Below are 17,202 nucleotides of genomic sequence, written 5' to 3'. Positions count from 1 at the left end.
CGACCCATCGGCGGCTTCGTCCAAGAGTTGAGCGCAACTGACCTCCTTGCGGGGCATTGCCCGGCGACCGGCGCTACGGCTCTTCACAGCGGCCGCCAGGCTCGCTATTATCTGATCGGCTGTCGTGCCCCCAGATCGCCTGCATCCGTTCAAGAACGCGAGGCGAACCACCGTCGTTCGCGCCTCGTACCTGCTTCAGATCTCGGAACTAGCTACTGCTGGAGGTCCAGTGGCGTTCAAGTCGACAGCACTCGTTCTCGGTCTCGCGACCGCAATCGTGCTCAGCGGAGTGTCGGTGAGCAGCGCGGCCGGATTGGTCATCGATCCGAAGAAGCCAATTGTGAATGGCCCCTTCGCCCAGGCCGGCGGACACGGCATCGAGGTCACCATTGTGGCGTCCGCTCACTTCACGCCTCCGAAGAGCTTCGCCGAGGCGATCCTGCATATTGACGGACCCGGGAACCCGTTGGGGCAGGCCGACTACCCGGCCGGCACCTCGAATCACACCGCGGTGTTCCACGTTCCGGTCACCGCCTCCGGGACCTACAGCGCCTACGTCGAGTGGTCCAGTGACGGGCTGGGAAACACGGTCGTCAACTCGCCGACGTTGGTCTTCGCGGTCATCGCCCCGCCCAAGACGCCGCAGCTGACCCCGGACCAGAAGGCCGCCGCCGCGAAAATCTCCAATGAATTCTGGACGATCACCGGTGTACTCACGATCGCCGCGGCAGTCGCTGCAGCCGGAATCATCCTCGTCGGCTCGGGCGGTCTCGCGGGTGCGGTGAGCGTTGGACTGCTCTACGGCGTGCTCGGCGGCTCAGCCGGGATCATGGCGGCGCAATGGGGCAACGTCAGCGCCGACCCCCCTGATCCCAACTACACGGAGCTTCCATCGACCGCGGCGGTCGACGTCGGACAGCTCGCCGTCGGTGGGGCCATGACCGACCCGGCCGACGTGGCGGCCGTCAACGCCTACCTCTCGCTGCTCGGCGCGGAGCTCGGATACACCAACGCGTTCAGCATGTCGATCGACCGGGCCAGCGGGGCGGCCGATGCGGGCGTCGAGAGCTGGCGGGTCAAGCAGTTGGATGCGGCCAACGCTGACATCGATGCCATCGTCGAGCTGCTGAAGCAGGACGCGGCGAAGCGGGCGGCGGCCATCGCCGCGCTGCAACACGCCGGCTTCAACCCCGCCCTCACCGCCGCCCAGCTCTCCGACGCGCAGGACGCGGTGGCCGATTCCGGAATCGACCCAGGGGTCGCGGCCTATCTGAAGAAGATCGGCGCCTCGGACGACACCATCGCCCAGGTCGCCGGCGAAGCGCTGCAAGTCGATCCGGCGGCCAACAGCGGGCCACTGCTGCCGCGGGTGATGTCAGCCCTTCCGGCCACTGTTGCCGATGACATCGCCGGATACTCCGCGATTCTCAGCGCCACGCCGCCGGCGGTAACCGGCGTCAGTCCGGCCACTGGACCGGCCGGCGGCGGTACCGCGGTGACGATCAGCGGGACCAACTTCAGCGGCGCCACCGCCGTGTCCTTCGGTGGCACGCCGGCCGACTCCTTCACCTGTAGCGCGACCTCCTGCACCGCCACCTCGCCGGGTGGTAGCGGAGCCGTCGACGTCACTGTCACCACCGGGGCCGGCACCTCGGTCGCCAGCAGCGCGGATCGCTTCACCTTCGTGGCTGCCGTCCCGGTCGTGAGCACCGTGAGCCCGCAGAGCGGGCCAGCCGCCGGCAAGACGATCGTGACGATCACCGGATTCGGGCTCGCCGACGTGACCGAGGTCGATTTCGGCGCCACCGCCGCAACGTCGGGTTCCTGTTCGACGACCCAGTGCACCGTCACCGCTCCTGGTGGCAGTGGCACCGTCGATGTCACCGCCGTCAATCCCACCGGCCGCTCGCTGACGGTGCCGGCTGATCGCTACACCTATGCCGCTGGCCCCATCGGGCCGGTGACGCTGCCGGCCGGCACGCTGGTCTCCGGCGGCGGCTTCGAGCCGCCGACCGCGCTGCAGGTCAGCTCCTTCCAGACCGTCGACGCGGTCGATGTCGCCGAACTCGGCCTGAACTGGCACATGAACGACGGCAGCAGCGTGGACGTCGTCGGCCCGAGCGCTGATGCGGCGGCTGAGGGGACGCAGTTCCTCGACCTGGAAGGAAATGACAACACCGACACCACGCAGACCTCGCTGTACCAGGACATCACCACTCAGATCGGCCATACGTACTTGGTGCGATTCGAGTTGGCCGGCAATCCCAACGGCGATCCGCTGGTGAAGACGATGGATGTCGACTTCGGCGGCCAGACGAGCCCCTTCTCGGTGACGGCGGCGCGCACCAGTAGTGGCGCGCTCGCCTGGACCGCCGAATCGGTGGCGACGACCGTCTGCACCCCGGGCCCTTCGCGGCTGACGTTGGCCAGCACCACGCCGGGTATTCGCGGGCCGTTGGTCGATGCGATCAGTGTTATCGACACGGGGCTGACCCCGGGCTGCGGTGGAACTCCCACACCGACACCCACGCCGACACCGACACCGACACCCACGCCGACACCGACACCCACGCCGACACCGACACCCACGCCGACACCGACACCGACGCCGACACCGACGCCGACACCGACACCGACACCGACTCCCACGCCGACGGCCGGCCTACACACGTTCGCCGTTCGGGTCACGGTTGGGCTGGGCGGTCAGTCAACTTCGTTGCCCACCGCCGTGACGATTCTCAAGACCACGGGTGCTGGCAGCGTCAGTGGATCCGCCACTTCGGCGTCATTCAATTTCAGCTACTCACTCTTCGGCTTCATTCCACTCACCGGTAGCGCCAAACTCGGCATCGGCGCTCCCACCGGCAACGTCACGGGTGGCGTGTGGTCAGTGAGCGCACCGGTCTCCGCGACCATCACGTCACTGCGGCTGCTCGGAATCTTGCCGTTGCTATCGAACCCGCAGACTTGTCAGTCCGCCGCGCCGGCGGCACTGACGTTGCACGGGGCTGAAGCGGCCGGGTTGACCGGCAAGGCAACGCTGAAACCGTTCATGCATTGTGGCGACGTCACGGCCCTGATAAACGCGGCCGGGCCGACTCTCGTGAGCGCTCGTCTGACCGAAGGTTAGAAACTTTGCTGCCCCGCCGTTCGCTGCGTCGGCTGGAGCTCAGCAAAGCGCGGGGGCAAGCGCGGCGACCGTTCGCAAACAGGGAGCGTGGGGCCTCTGGTGGTTGGCCATCAACACGTTCGGTATCTACTACTGCGTGTGGTACTCGCGGATCAACAAAGAACTCGGGGCGGTGCTGCGAGCCGAGGTGCCGGCCGATGGCCAGTGGTGGTCGCAGCTAGTCCCGATTTACGGTTGATTGGGTTGGCCCGTACCGCGAAGCGAGTGAACTCCGCGCATAGCCTGGTCGGTTCCCCGACCCGCGTCGGTATCTTCACCACCTGGTTCTGGGCACCGGCGTGGTTTGCGTCGCAGACGCGCTATCTGCAGCGAAGGATCAACATTCTGCATGACGTTCTGGCCGCGAAGTCCTCCTAGCTGCACGGCGCCCGAACGAAGTCGGGCCGCCGCGCAGCTGAAAGAGAACGGGCTAGTCGCTGGTCGCGGCCACCGCGGCCAGGATGGCGTCGATTGTTGCCTGCGGGTGCGAGACCATCGAGACGTGCGATCCGGCGACCTCGGTGATCGTCGCGCCGGCCCGCTCGGCCATGCTGCGCTGGGTGGCCGGCGGGATCACCTTGTCCTCGGTGCCGACGACGGCCCAGCTGGGCAGCGTCTTCCAGGCTGCGGTGGCCGACGGTGTCGTATTGGCGCTCAGCGTGATCGGCCGCTGGCTCTGCACGATCAGCCAGCGGTCAGCCTCCGGTAGGTCCTGGGCAAAGGAGTTGTGCACGGTCTCCGGCTTGAGGAACGCCTCGGCGTCACCCTCCGGGCCGCCCGGGTAGCCGACGACGTCGAGGACAGCCGTTGGATCCGGGACGTCCAACGCCGATCCGGAGCCACCGAGGATCTGGAAGACGATCTCGCCGACCTCGGGGATGAAGGCGTCGACGAAGACCAGGGCCTTCACGTCACCGCCGCCGGCGGCGGCGTTGGTGATCACGAAACCACCGTAGGAGTGGCCGACGAGTACGACTGGACCGCTCGTTCGCTGAGCCAGGAACGAGGAGATGTAGTCGGCGTCAGAGGCACCGCGCAGCAGGTTCGGCGGGGTGAGAACCGTGAATCCCTGGCTCTGCAGTTCTGAGGCGACGGCGTTCCAGCTGGACCCGTCCGCCCATGCTCCGTGGACGAGGACAATCGTTGGTTTTGACATCTGGCTCCTACTGCGGTTGGTGGTGCATTGGGGTTGACCCCAGACTACGGGTGAATCCGTCGGCCGGCGCCGATCAACCGATGGCTATCGCCTCGGGAGCGGAGTCGATGACCGAGCCGAACGTGTCCGGCGCAACCACGGTGTCGAGGGTTAGCGTCGTCGGCCGGAATCCCTTGAAAGTCAGCCACATTCCCAAGCTGAGCTCCCAAGCGGCGACTGGGAAGCCGAACACTGCCCCGGCCACGGAGAGCTGATCCCAGACTCCGAAGATGGTCGCGGTAGCGGAGACGAGGATGAGCGGCGCGCCGATGAGTCCGATCGTCGGGATGATCCGCGGGACGAGGCGCGAGCGGTACATGACGTAGCCGAGGAAGAGACCGTTCACACCGGCGATGAGGCCCGGCCCGACCAGGAAGGTCCACTGCCGCACGGCGACCAACGCCCGACCCGTTACCTCAAGCGCATCTCGCTGCGCTCCCGTGGACGCGGCGAACTCGTGTCGCAGCGTGACGATGGCCAGCAGGCTGACCACTCCGACACCGATGAGGGCCGCCTCGACCACTCGGGAGGTCACAAATCCGATCGCCGCGGTCGCGCTAACCCGTTTGGTGACCGGGTAGAGCACGACAGCGGTTCCGATGCCGGCGATCGCGGTGATGATCTCCAGCCAGGCGCCCCACAGCAGCGGCGTGTTACTGCCAGCCGTGCTGATGTAATCATTCTGGTTGACGACGTCGGCATAGAGCTTCAACGCCGGCAGCGAGGCGATGAAGGTGATCAAGTAGAGCAGTCCGCCGGCCAACGAGATTCTGCGCAGGCTGGACATGCGTCGTAGCCGGCCGACAGGCCGGAGGGTCGTGGTGCTTGTCATCGGGTGCTCCTTTTTGTTGTGGTGGTTGCTGGGCTTGTGGTGGTTGCTGGGCTTGAATTGCCGGTCTGAGCCCGAGTCACTGCGATGAGCGGCACACCGAGGTCGTTGACCCGTCGAAGCAGGCCGTGCAGGGCCGCCTGGTCGGGTAGGTCCGCCTGGATGACCGTGCTGCCGTCAGGCAACTGGGTCAGCGTCAGCCCGTCGAACCACGCGCTCCAGCGGGAGTCGAGATGGCCTCGGAGGTGGATGTCGTACTGCCCGCCATCGCTGCCGGTGCCGCTGCTGGTGCCGGTTGCATCAGATGTCTCGCTCATGACTGAAAGCTAGGAGCAAAGATGGTGAGCGGTCCTCACCACATCTGGTGATTTCCGTAGCTATTCTGCTATTCCAGACCGCCGCGACGCCTACGTTGGGTGGCGCGACAGCAGGCCGAGCTCAGACGCCCGTCGTACTGCGGCTCGGCGGCTGGTCACCCCGAGTTTGGTGAAGATGTTCCTGGTGTGCGTTCGGACGGTGTTGAGCGAAATGCTGAGGTGACGGGCTATGTCGGGGCCGGTGAGGTCGCTCGTGAGGAGACGGAGGATGTCGAGTTCGCGGTCGCTCAGTGGATCCACGAGGGTGCTCGACAGTTTGGCGGGGACACCCCCAGCGTGAGATTCGAGGAGTCGACGGACATAACCGGCGTGAGGGCGCCGCTTTGCGATCGCCTTCAGAAGCAGAGTCATCGACGCCCCCTCGTCGGCGAAGACGCGTACGTATCCCTCCGGTTCGGCCAGCGAAAGCGCCTGCTCCAGACGTAGGAGAGCAGTGGGTAGATCCTGCATGGCCTGGTGGGCGATGGCCTGCAGTACACGGATCTCGATGAGGTTGCCGGTTCGCCCGCCAGTGGCGGCCTCTTCGGCGAGACGGTCGAGTAGAGCGACGGCTTCGTCTGCCGCTGGCCGCTGCTGCGGAGACTGCCACGGGGACGGGCTCAGCAGCACGCGAGCCAGGGTGATGTGCTCGAATTCGCGCGCGTACGCGAGATCGTCCCCAGCTGTGACTGCGTGCTCGCGAGCCCAGGTGTGGGCTTCGTCGACTCTCCCGAGCTCCGCCAGGACGCGCGCCTTCGAGGCCGCGAGCGGTCGCACATTGGGGGAGAAGTCTCCGACGTAGACGCGCTCAGCCGCTTCGAGCAGCGTTAGCGCACCGGCGAGGTCGCCTTCGGCGTGACGCAGACGAGCCAGCGCGGCCCGAAAGCGATACGCGTTCTGAGGCAGTCCACCCTGCTCGCCCAGCTCCTCAGCTCGGGCTAGCTGGGCGGCGGCGGCGGGCAGATCATCACGCTCGACGGCAATCTGGCTCAGCCCGACGTACATGTCGGCCGTTCCGCGGAGAACGGATCCGCCGCCGGGAGGCGACAACTGCAGCGCCCATTCGTAGCTGCGCTGCGCGTCGCCGAGCCGACCCTGAGTGAGGCGAATGTCGGCCAGCGTGATGGAGCAGCCGAAGATATCGGAGATGTGCCCGGCTCGCTGCAGACCTTCGACGCAGACGGAGTAGGCCTGGTGTGCGCCCTCCAGGTCGCCGCCGCTCCAGAGCGCGAGTCCGAGAATGCCCGATGCCGCGGCCCGAATGAGGTGGTCGCCGTCGGCCGCCCGCTCGATGCCCAGACGCGCGTGACGGACGGTGGCGATCGGATCGCCCCTTCCGAGCGATAGCGCGGCCCGAAAGGTCTCGATGGCTCCCGGAAGCCGGACCAGTTCGGCTTGATCAACCACGACCGTTCCCGCCGGTGGCGTCTGCAGGCATTCCTCGACCTCCTGCAGCCTGCGGTCAATGTCGTCGAACTGGTTGCCGGCCATCAACGCGCCGATAAAGCCGACCGCCAGCACTGGGCGCAGACGCACCACGTCGTCGGGAATGTCGTCGAGCCAGCTCAGGACCGTCGACTCATGCCGGTCACGGCGAAGCGCCGGTAGCGCCAACTCGATCAGCGCCGCGGCGCGGTCGACGTCACCGGCGGCCACGGCGTGGCGAATCGCTAGAGATTGTTGATCATTCTCGGCATACCAACGGCTGGCTCGGCTGTGCAGTTCGGCCACCTCGGCCGCATGCTCGTCCAGCAGGTACGCGTGCAGGACATCGGCGAAGAGGTGGTGGTAGCGGTACCAGCGACGGTTGTCGTCGAGTCCGATGACGAAGAGGTTCGCGTGGTCCAGCGCCTCCAGCATCACCTTGCCACCCGACCGGCCGGTGACGGCGTCGCAGAGCGAGCCGTTCAGCCGGTCCAGAATCGACGTCTGGAGGAGAAAGGCTCGTACCTGATCGGGTTGACGTTCCAGTACCTCCTCGGCGAGGTAGTCGACCACGAAGCGATCGTCGCCGGCGAATCCAGCGATGAAATCCGTGACATCGCTTCGTCCCTGTAGTGAGATGGCCGCCAGTTGGAGGGCAGCGATCCACCCTTCGGTCCGCCCTTCCAGCGTCGCTATCGCATCTGCGGAGAGGTCGAGTCCGATGATCTCGTTGAGGTATGCCGATACCTCGTCGAGGGTGAAGCGCAGGTCGGCCGCCCGTACCTCCAGCAGCTCACCGCGGGCCCGGAGGCGAGCCAGCGGCAGCGCCGGATCGGCCCGGGAGCTGATCACCAGGTGCGCCTGGGCCGGGAGATGATCAAGCAGAAATGCCATGCCGACTTGGAGATCCGGCCCATCGACGAGGTGGTAGTCGTCGAGGACCAGGATGATCTGCTCCGGTGCCGTGCTGAGTTCATTGACCAGCGTGGTGAGGACGGCCTCGAGCGATGCGCCTGACTTCAGTAGGGCAAGCGATGTAGAACCCACCACTGGGACCGCGCGGTGAAGGGCGGTGACGACGTAGGACCAGAACTCAGGCTCGTGCTGGTCATTCGCCTCGAGCGATACCCAGGCCACGCGGAGATCAGTGCGGTCGGTCATCCATTCGGCGAGGAGTGTCGTCTTTCCGAAGCCCGCGGGAGCCGAGATCAGGATCAGCCGCGACTCGGCGCCGTGACTCAATCGCTCCAGCAGGTGGGGCCGAGGCACTGTCGTCGGCCTCGACTGCGGAATGTGGAGCTTGGTCTCGACCAAGGGGCTATCCATTATGTAGGAAGGATATGCGCCCTGCGCCCCGGAGACGTGAGTCGTCCGGGGCGCACGGCGATGGCGGTCAGTGGGCGGCGGCGAAGACCAGAGCCGGTTCAGTCTGTATGGCCTGCGCGCGGCGCCAGATCAGCTCGGCCTGCACGGCGAGCATCAGGCCGATCATCAACAGAATGCTGCCGATTCCGCTCTCGTACGGCGTGTGCGTCAGGTAGGCGACCGTGCCGAGGAGGAACTTGAAGGCGACCAGACCGAGGAAGAGGCCGACCGTGAGCGTGGTGCCCTGGCTATACGTCTTCGCGCCGATCGACCACATCCGCGTCTTACGGCCGCGCAGGTATCCGATGCCGAGGCTGGCCGCCAGGCCGACGAGAAGCAGGCCGACGGCGGCCGGTGTGTGGGCGACGTGCACACCCAGGCAGATGCCGATGACGCTGTAGATGATGGCGAGCTTGAAGCGGCTGTGGCCGGTGATCTCGTTGATACGGGTCTGTCGGTAGATGGCGTATCCGACGAGGGCGGCTACCACGAGAAGGTCGGTGGGGGTCATGGCTTTCTCCTTTGTCTGCGCGAATGTTTGCTACTCAGTAGCTTCGTCGCAAGCCGGCGGGCTTAAGGTCGGCCAGCTGGAGGATGGAGTGGTTGATGTGCCGTTCCCCCGATTGGGGGACACCGCAGGCTTCCGATGCGCTCGGTCAACGAGGTGGCAGTGGGATCTCTACCTCGGCGATGGTTCCCCGCGAGTCGGCCGGCCGCAGGGTGAAGCGGCCCCCGAGCGCTTCGATTCGGGCGCGCTGCGAGGCGACCCCGATGTGCCCGTCGGCCAGGCTCTGCGCTAGTTGGGCCGACTGAACTCCTTGGCCGTCGTCGGTGACCTCCAGACGCGCGCTCCCCTCCTCGGCCGCGATGGCGACGCTCGCTCGGGTGGCCCGGGCGTGCTTGACGACGTTGGTCAGCAGTTCGCGAGCGGCGGTGAAGAGCACGGCGTCGACCGCGGGATCCTGCGTTATCGGCCATTCACTGGTGTCCACGGTGACCTCGATACCGCCCCGCGAGCCGATCGTCTGGGCCAGTTCGCGCAGTGCCGACGGTAGCCCGGCCTGCTTCAGCACGGCTGGATGGAGTTCGGTCATGGTCGAGCGCAGCAGCCGGGAAGACTCGGTGAGAGCCCACTCGACCCGTTCGAAGGATTCGTCGTCGCCGCTGCCTTGTGCCTCCTCGAGGTCCTGACGAGCGGCGAGCAGGTACTGCAGCACTCCGTCGTGCAGGTTCTCGGCGAGTTCGCGTCGGTTCCGCTCCTCGATCTGCATAACCTCCGACAGCAGCCGGGCCCGATCGGTGGCGAGTGCACCGATCGTCAGCACGCGGGAGCGCTGCACGCGGGAGAGAAGCACGCAGCCGGCGGCCAGCCCGGCGACGACCAGCGTGCGGAGCAGCACGGAGGCCCATGGCTCAGTGTTGGCTTGCCTCGCGGCGGCGCTGGCCCCGAGGTAGACCAGCACCGTCGGTCCGGCCACGAGCGCACAGACCATCGGCCGAAGTTGGGTGGCGGCGAGCAGCGGTATCAGGATCAGGCCGTTGACCAGGATGTCGGCCGTCCAGCTCTGCTGGTCTGAGTCGCTGGCCACGACGGTCAGGGTGCCGATGGCGATGAGGTCGACGAAGAGGGCGAGCCAGGCGAAACGCGCGGTACCTTCGCCGCCGTGACCGACGACCAGTAGGCCGGCGCCGGCCCAGACGGCGTAGAGCGCGGCGATGAGATAGCACGCGGCGGCGTCATTGGCCGGCGGTTCGATGACCACGACGAGCACGACGAAGAGGGCGAGGACGATGCGTAGGAGTACTTGGATGCGCAGTCCGCGCAGGGCGTGTTCGAGGAGGATGTCGTGCAGGTCGCGCTGGCCGGCCAGGCGACTCAGCGCGGAGCGGTCGTCCATGTTTCTAGTCGAGAAGGCCGAGGCGCATGGCGGCGGCGACGGCTGCGGCCCGATCGGAGACACCGAGTTTCTGGTAGAGGCGCTGCGTATGGGTCTTCACCGTGCTGACGCCGATGTAGAGCTCAGCCGCGAGCTGCGGAATCGACAGACCGCGGGCGAAGCCTTCCAGCACCTGCCGTTCGCGTTCGCTCAGGACCGGGACATCGCTGCTTTTGCGCATCCGGATCTGGTTGACGAGTCCGGCTGCCAATTCTGGTGGGACGACGGTGTCGCCGGCGGCGACGCGTGTAACCGCTTCGACGATCTCGGAGCGCTTGGCGTCTTTGCTCAGATATCCCGCGGCTCCTTCCTGGACGGCCTCGTAGACGACGGCCGGGTCGGTGACCGCCGACAGGAGCAGGATGCGGGTCACGAGGGAATCTCGGGCGGCGATGCGGACGACTTCGATCCCGTTGAGGTCGGGCATCTGGTAGTCGACGACGGCCACGTCCGGGGTCTCACGTCGGATGAGCTCGAGCCCGGACCGCCCGCCGTCGGCCTCACCGAGGACCTTGATCCGACCGCTCTGAGTGAGCCCACGGGTGACCCCGTCGCGGAAGAATGGATGGTCGTCGATGACGACGGCGGTGATGAGTGGCTGCGTGTACCCGCTTCTCGTCACGTGCTCTCCTCGGTTTCGCCTCGGCACGATCGCGTCGGCGGGATCATGTCGGGCGGAACAATGTCGGGCGGAACAATGTCGGGCGGGGTTCGTCTCGCCGATTGGCACGCCCAACATCATGTTCTCAGCTCTCAGTGGCGAATGGCCGAACCGACATCGATCCATCTTCTCCACTGCTCCACCTATTTCGCCGGATCGTCGATCGCCAGCAGGAGACGAACCCCTGCGCGGGAAATGAGCAGCGTCAGGATCAGCAGCGTCACCGAGAAGAATCCACCGAGACTCACCGCGTCGCCGAAGATGAGGCTCTCCAATTCCAGCACGACGAACTTGCTACCGACCAGGACCACCCAGAGTGCTACGCCGCCGGCGACCTTGCCCAGTGGTGTGTCGGCCTGGCGGATGCGCCGCTTCACGCGGCTCTTCACCCAGACCACGACTTCGAGTACAAGTTTCAGCATGACCGCGGTGAGCAGGGAGACCGAGAAGCTCTCCGCGATCACGTTGGGCACGAACTCGGCGGCCAGGTTGAGCACCGTGACGTAGACGAAGACGTCGATCAGATCGGCGGGCGCGATCAGCCCTAGGCGGAGTGCGCCCCCGTTCCGAGCGATCATGCCGTGAGCCTAGCGACCGCAGCCGCTGGAGTCGCGATCCGCCCTGCGGCCAACGGAAGCCAACCGAGCCTGGTGAGGTCACAGTAGAGCGTGACCCACCCCGCCAGCTTCGATCCCCATTCTTATGACTGGTCGGGCGCCTATGTCTGGTCGGTTGTCGGACTCTCCGGCGGCCTGGAGTTGCTAGGGCCCGGGTCCGCATCGTCGGGTGCGTCGGGTGCGTCGGGTGCGTCGGGTGCGTCGGGGTCGTCGGGTGGGTCGGGTGGGTCGGGGTCGCTCAGCGGTGGGGTGATGGATTTGTAGTGGTGGCCGGTTGGGGTGCTCCAGTGGTAGTTGCCGTGGGTGTCGCGGTGGGTGATGTTCCAGCCGAGTTGGTGTTTGAGGCGGTGGTGTCGGCGGCAGAGGGCGTTGAGGTTGCAGGCGCTTGTGCAGCCGGTGGGATACGGGATGCGGTGGTCGAGATCGCAGCGGCGAGCGGGTCGGGTGCAGGTGGGGAAGGCGCAGGTCCGGTCTCGGGTGATGACGTGTTCGGTGAGGTCGCGGGGTGGTGTGTAGGTGCTGCGGCCGCGGTCGAGGAGGGTGCCGGACAGTGGGTCGGTGATCAGGCGGCGCCAGGTGCCGGTGGGGTCGGCGGCGATGCGTCGGGCCAGGGCGGCGGGGATCGGGCCGTACCCGTCGAGGTCCCCCGGCAACTCATCCAAGCCCAACAGGGTGGTTGCGGAGACGGTGACGTGAACGCTGGGTCGCAGGCCGTGGGCTTTCGGCAGCCCCGGATCGTTCAACGCCCGCAGGGCGATGTTCAGGAACGCATCAGCTCGGCGTTGGTCGGCGGTCCGCCCATCACCGGGGGCCTGAGCTTTCGACTGGTCGGCGACGGCGTTGACGGCGACCAGCACCGCGTCCGCGGCGTCGGCGGGGAGGTAGGCCCAGATCGCGGCCATCCCGTCGTCATGAGCGAACCTGGCGACCCGGCGCTCCTTCACCGCGTCTTCGTGGCGTTTCTGATCTGTGGTCGGGTTGAACTTGGCGACGGCGCGGCGGACGGTGCCGGTGAACTGGGTCGGCGTCTGATGCCCCACCTGCGGTAGCACCGCGTCCTCGACCTGGGAGGCGATCCGGTCGTCGCTGATGTTGGTGATGGCACCGTGAGGGTCATCGCGTGCCGCAGTGTCGTCCGCCCCTCCAACAGCAACCGATGCGTGGTCGGGATCCGGTTGACCAGGGTCACGGCGTGGTCCAACGCGAATCCGGCTGTCCGCGGCGGGATCTGCAGCGCACACGACACGTCCGCCTCCGCGGCTTCGAACGCCAACTCCGGCACCGGGGATAGCTCCGCCGCATGAGCACTGATCGACGCCAACAGGCCGGCTTCGGTCGCGGCGAACCAGGCCTGCTGACGGCGGACCGCGACCAACAGGTCCACCCGCCCAGCATGGGTCAGCCGTTCCGGGTCCAGCACCCCCAACAACGCCCCCGTCTCAGGACCCGGCTCATGCGAGGCCAACCACGCAGCCACACCATCGGGAAACATCACCGCATCGGCAAACGACGGAACCCGCACAGCAGCCCCATCATCCGTCTCGTCGCGCGGTGTTCCTCCCATACCCAGAACCGTAGCGGTGAGGTACGACAAAAAGATCGATCAACCGATCAATCCAGAGGCAAAACCGAACAAAACCCGGATGATTCAGCTCATGGTGAACGCGCGCCAGCTCAGCCGCCAGTACGTGCGCGCCAGCTGTGTTGCGGCTGGTAGCCCAACACGCGTCGTGCCTTCTCGATCGACAGCAACGTGTCGTGCTCACCGAGGTCTCCGCGGATCTCGACGTCCGGGAACACCTCGGCAACGAGCGACGCGTTAGAGCGGCTCATCACGGTGTCGGCGTTCGCGATGATGAAGACCTCCGCTCCGGGGCGCTCATACTCCAAGGCTCGGCGGATCGCCTGAGCACCGTCGCGAGCGTCGATATAGCCCCAGAGATTCCACTTGCGCAGCGACGCGTCCAGGTCATACGACGGGAACAACTCGTAGTCCTCGGGTTCCATCACATTCGAGAAGCGCAGTCCGATCATCTTCAGGGTCGGGTCCCATCGGCACAGCTGCACCGCCATCGCCTCTTCGAGAGTCTTCGTCAGCGAGTAGGTGCTCTCCGGCCGCGGCGCGTACTCCTCGTCGACCGGCAGGTAGGGCGGGGGAGCGTCGAAGGGCAGCCCCAACACCGTCTCACTGGAGGCCCAGACGATGTTCTTGACGCCGGCCCGCCGCGCCGCGGAGATCACGTTGAAGGATGCGTTCATATTGTTGGCGAAAGTCGCATGATCACCGACGATGCCCGGAGCGGGAATCGCCGCGAGGTGCACAACGGCATCCACGTGGTCGAAGCGCTCTTCGACGCCGAGCATCCCGTCCAGGACGGCGGCGTAGTCGGTCAGGTCGACCGGCGTGAGGATAACGCCCTCGCTCAACTCCGGGGATCGTAGGCGGTCGAAGACAATGACCTGCCAGCCGTGCTGGACCAGGTCGGCCACGCAGGCGCGGCCGAGCTTTCCGGATCCACCGGTGACGACAACATGCGGCATGCCTGGACTCCTGTCCGTATCGTGGATCGTCATGGCTAGCAGTGACGAGCACCTCGCGAGAACCAGCCTGCCATGGCTGTCCAGACGTACGACACCAGACGCGAGACACCAGACGCAGAGAGGAACCGACCGTGACTGCGCCGCGCGACCTGTTACTGACCGCCGAGGAGAAGCTCGACCCGCGCCACACGGCGGTGATCGTCATCGACATGCAGCAGGAGTTCACGCTCCCCGGCTTCTTCTCCGATCGGATCGGGCAGAACATCTCCGACGCCGCAGGGGTGGCGTCGCGGCTGGGTGATCTGCTCACTGCCGCCCGCGACGCCGGAGTGATGGTCGCGCACGTACACGCCGACTACGCACCGCAGCATATGAGCGGGCCGATGTGGGAGCGTTTAGTGCGGCATGGGCGGGAACCCTACTGCCAACACGGCACCCAGGGCTTTGAGCCTTACCCCGGCTTCGAACCATTGCCGGGGGAGCCGGTCGTCATCAAACATCGCTTCGACGCATTCTTTGAGACTGATCTGCACGCCATTCTGCAGGCGAGGGAAATTCGGACGGTCGTCATCACCGGCGTCGCGACCCATGTCTGCGTCGACTCCACGGCCCGTCATGCATACTTTCTCGACTATTACGTCGTCTTCGGAGAAGACCTGACCGGCGGTGCCGACGCTGAGACGACCGCGGCCACGCTGGCCACGATGCGGCAGTGCTTCGGAGTCTGTGCCACCGGCGGCGAGATCGCCGAGGTTTGGAAGTCGTCGCCAAACAAGACAAAGACTAAAGAATAGGCAGAGTCCGGGCCGGCCGATGGACGGCCGACCCGGACTCTCAAGGCGTCAGGCTACTCAGCCGAGATCAAAGCGATCGGCGTTCATCACCTTGTCCCAGGCCGCGACGAAGTCGCTGACGAACTTCGCCTTGGCGTCGTCACTGGCATAGACCTCTGCCAGCGCCCGAAGTTCGGAGTTCGAGCCGAAGACCAGGTCGACCCGGCTGCCGGTCCACTTGACCGCACCCGAGGAGTCCCGGCCTTCGAAGGCCGTGGAGTCCGAAGCCGTCGCACTCCAGGTGGTACCCAGATCCAGGAGATTCACGAAGAAATCATTGGTCAGGGTTCCCGGCGCGGAAGTCAGCACACCGGTTGACGAGCCGCCGGTGTTTGCCCCCAGCACCCGCAGGCCACCGACCAGGACGGTCAGCTCGGGTGCGCTCAGGTTCAGCAGGTTCGCCTTGTCGATGAGCAGATACTCGGCGGGCAGTCGCTGACCCTTGCCGAGGTAGTTACGGAAGCCGTCCGCCCCCGGCTCGAGGGCGGCGAAGGACTCAACGTCCGTCTGCTCCTGCGACGCGTCGCCCCGACCCGGCGTGAACGGAACCTCGACCGGCGTCCCGCCCTGTGACGCGGCGTGCTCGATCGCCGCCGCCCCGCCCAGCACGATCAGGTCGGCCAGCGAGATCTGCTTGGACGACCCGGCGTTGAACGACGACTGGATCCCCTCCAGGGTGCGCAGCACCGTCGCCAGCTCGTCCGGGTTGTTGACCTCCCAGCCGCTCTGCGGTTCGAGGCGGATCCGGGCACCATTCGCGCCACCGCGCTTGTCGCTGCCGCGGAACGTGGACGCTGAGGCCCACGCGGTCGAGACGAGCTGCGAGACGGTGAGGCCCGAGGCGAGGATCTGCTGCTTGAGCGAAGCGACATCGGCGGCGTCCACCAGTTCGTGCGTCACCGCCGGAATCGGGTCCTGCCAGAGCAGCTCCTCCTGCGGCACCAGGGCCCCGAGGTAGCGAACGATCGGGCCCATGTCGCGGTGGGTCAACTTGTACCAGGCGCGGGCGAAGGCGTCCGCGAACTGATCGGGATTCTCCAGGAAACGGCGGGAGATCTGCTCGTAGACCGGGTCGATCCGCAGCGCCAGGTCGGTGGTGAGCATCGTCGGCGGCCGCACTAGGCTGCCGTCTTCGGGGTCGGGGACCGTGTTGGCCCCGGCGCCGTCCTTGGGCTGCCACTGGTTCGCTCCGGCCGGGCTCTTGGCCAGCTCCCATTCGTAACCGAAGAGCACCTCGAAGAAGGTGTTGTCCCACTTCGTCGGTGTCGGGGTCCAGGTGACCTCCAGGCCGCTGGTGATGACGTTGCGTCCCTTGCCGCTGCCGAGGCTCTGCTTCCAGCCGAGACCCTGCTCCTCCAGCGGGGCACCCTCTGGCTCCGGGCCGACGTACAGGTCCGGGTCGCCGGCGCCGTGTGTCTTGCCGAAGGTGTGACCGCCGGCGATCAGCGCGACCGTCTCCTCGTCGTTCATCGCCATCCGGTGGAACGTCTCGCGGATGTCGCGGGCCGAGGCCAGCGGGTCCGGGTTGGCGTTCGGGCCCTCCGGATTGACGTAGATCAGACCCATCTGGACTGCGGCCAGCGGATTCTCCAGCTCGCGGTCACCGGTGTAGCGGTCGTCGCCGAGCCAAGTCTCCTCCGGGCCCCAGTAGACGTCCTCGTCCGGCTCCCAGACGTCTGGACGCCCGCCGGCGAACCCGAACGTTTTGAAGCCCATTGACTCGAGGGCGCAGTTGCCGGCGAAGACCATCAGGTCGGCCCACGACAGCGACTGGCCGTACTTCTTCTTTACCGGCCAGAGCAGCCGGCGGGCCTTGTCCAGGTTGCCGTTGTCAGGCCAGCTGTTGAGCGGCGCGAAGCGCTGCATACCGGCCCCGGCGCCGCCGCGGCCGTCGTGGATGCGGTAGGTGCCCGCACTGTGCCAGGCCATCCGGATGAAGAGCGGGCCGTAGTGCCCGAAGTCGGCCGGCCACCAGTTCTGCGACGTCGTCATGACCTCGTCGATGTCGGCCCGCAGGGCCGCCAGGTCGACGGTCTGGAAGGCGGCCCCGTAGTCGAAGTCGTCGTCGAGGGGATTGGCCACCGCCGAATGCTTACGCAGGATCTTGAGGTTGAGCTGCTTGGGCCACCAGTCGCGGTTACTCCCGCCCTCGACCGGGTATGGCCGACGGCCGGAGGCGACTGGGCATTTCGCCTCGTCGCTCGCCTCCGGCTCATTCATTTCGCGTACTACAGCATCAGGATGCTCAGACATGGAAACCCTTCCAGATGTAAT

Annotated in this window: 15 protein-coding genes; 3 read left to right on the top strand and 12 right to left on the bottom strand. The window is 66.4% G+C overall.

Annotated elements, in window-relative coordinates; translation table 11 throughout:
* Positions 1-229 precede the first annotated feature (229 nt).
* On the top strand, positions 230-3,130 hold the full coding sequence (locus CPH63_RS20265; RefSeq protein ID WP_096304562.1) for an IPT/TIG domain-containing protein: 2,901 nt from the start codon (positions 230-232) through the stop codon (positions 3,128-3,130).
* 264 nt (positions 3,131-3,394) lie between these two features.
* Complete coding sequence (locus CPH63_RS22475) at positions 3,395-3,547, top strand: hypothetical protein (RefSeq protein ID WP_157749678.1); 153 nt, start codon at positions 3,395-3,397, stop codon at positions 3,545-3,547.
* 52 nt (positions 3,548-3,599) lie between these two features.
* On the opposite strand, the gene CPH63_RS20260 is transcribed toward CPH63_RS22475, so the two are convergent.
* From CPH63_RS20260 to CPH63_RS20215, 11 genes are all read right to left on the bottom strand, one after another.
* Complete coding sequence (locus CPH63_RS20260; RefSeq protein WP_096304561.1) at positions 3,600-4,325, bottom strand: alpha/beta fold hydrolase; 726 nt, start codon at positions 4,323-4,325, stop codon at positions 3,600-3,602.
* 73 nt (positions 4,326-4,398) lie between these two features.
* Positions 4,399-5,196, bottom strand: a complete 798-nt coding sequence (locus tag CPH63_RS20255; RefSeq protein WP_197704465.1) for a DUF4386 domain-containing protein — start codon at positions 5,194-5,196, stop codon at positions 4,399-4,401.
* A complete protein-coding gene (locus CPH63_RS20250) occupies positions 5,193-5,510 on the bottom strand; it encodes a hypothetical protein (protein ID WP_096304559.1) in 318 nt (105 codons plus the stop codon). The genes CPH63_RS20255 and CPH63_RS20250 overlap by 4 nt, the downstream gene beginning before the upstream one ends.
* 90 nt (positions 5,511-5,600) lie before the next feature.
* Positions 5,601-8,300 (bottom strand): LuxR C-terminal-related transcriptional regulator, encoded by a 2,700-nt coding sequence (locus tag CPH63_RS20245; RefSeq protein WP_096304558.1) that lies wholly within the window; start codon positions 8,298-8,300, stop codon positions 5,601-5,603.
* A gap of 67 nt (positions 8,301-8,367) precedes the next feature.
* Positions 8,368-8,850 carry a DUF1453 domain-containing protein gene (locus CPH63_RS20240; protein WP_096304557.1) on the bottom strand — a complete coding sequence of 161 codons (483 nt, stop codon included), beginning with the start codon at positions 8,848-8,850 and terminating at the stop codon, positions 8,368-8,370.
* 145 nt (positions 8,851-8,995) lie between these two features.
* Positions 8,996-10,237, bottom strand: a complete 1,242-nt coding sequence (locus CPH63_RS20235) for a sensor histidine kinase (RefSeq protein WP_096304556.1) — start codon at positions 10,235-10,237, stop codon at positions 8,996-8,998.
* A 4-nt stretch (positions 10,238-10,241) separates the two neighbouring features.
* On the bottom strand, positions 10,242-10,898 hold the full coding sequence (locus CPH63_RS20230) for a response regulator transcription factor (RefSeq protein ID WP_241895745.1): 657 nt from the start codon (positions 10,896-10,898) through the stop codon (positions 10,242-10,244).
* 182 nt (positions 10,899-11,080) lie between these two features.
* Positions 11,081-11,515 carry a hypothetical protein gene (locus tag CPH63_RS20225; RefSeq protein WP_096304554.1) on the bottom strand — a complete coding sequence of 145 codons (435 nt, stop codon included), beginning with the start codon at positions 11,513-11,515 and terminating at the stop codon, positions 11,081-11,083.
* Between the two features lie 140 nt (positions 11,516-11,655).
* Entirely contained in the window at positions 11,656-12,594 is a 939-nt protein-coding gene (locus tag CPH63_RS22640; protein ID WP_172892249.1) for an HNH endonuclease signature motif containing protein, read from the bottom strand.
* A complete protein-coding gene (locus tag CPH63_RS22635) occupies positions 12,495-13,118 on the bottom strand; it encodes a hypothetical protein (protein WP_172892248.1) in 624 nt (207 codons plus the stop codon). The genes CPH63_RS22640 and CPH63_RS22635 overlap by 100 nt, the downstream gene beginning before the upstream one ends.
* 110 nt (positions 13,119-13,228) lie before the next feature.
* Positions 13,229-14,095, bottom strand: a complete 867-nt coding sequence (locus CPH63_RS20215) for an NAD(P)-dependent oxidoreductase (protein ID WP_096304552.1) — start codon at positions 14,093-14,095, stop codon at positions 13,229-13,231.
* Between the two features lie 131 nt (positions 14,096-14,226).
* Here CPH63_RS20215 and CPH63_RS20210 point away from each other — a divergent pair, with 131 nt between their 5' ends.
* Positions 14,227-14,889, top strand: a complete 663-nt coding sequence (locus CPH63_RS20210; protein WP_096304551.1) for a cysteine hydrolase family protein — start codon at positions 14,227-14,229, stop codon at positions 14,887-14,889.
* Between the two features lie 57 nt (positions 14,890-14,946).
* Here the strand turns inward: CPH63_RS20210 and katG are convergent, their stop codons facing one another.
* Positions 14,947-17,181 (bottom strand): catalase/peroxidase HPI, encoded by a 2,235-nt coding sequence (gene katG / locus CPH63_RS20205; protein WP_096304550.1) that lies wholly within the window; start codon positions 17,179-17,181, stop codon positions 14,947-14,949.
* Positions 17,182-17,202 lie beyond the last annotated feature (21 nt).

The sequence above is a fragment of the Jatrophihabitans sp. GAS493 genome (assembly GCF_900230215.1).
Taxonomy (GTDB): Bacteria; Actinomycetota; Actinomycetes; order Mycobacteriales; family Jatrophihabitantaceae; genus MT45.
Note: the sequence above shows the minus strand (reverse complement) of the source record. Positions and strands in the feature narration are given on the sequence as shown.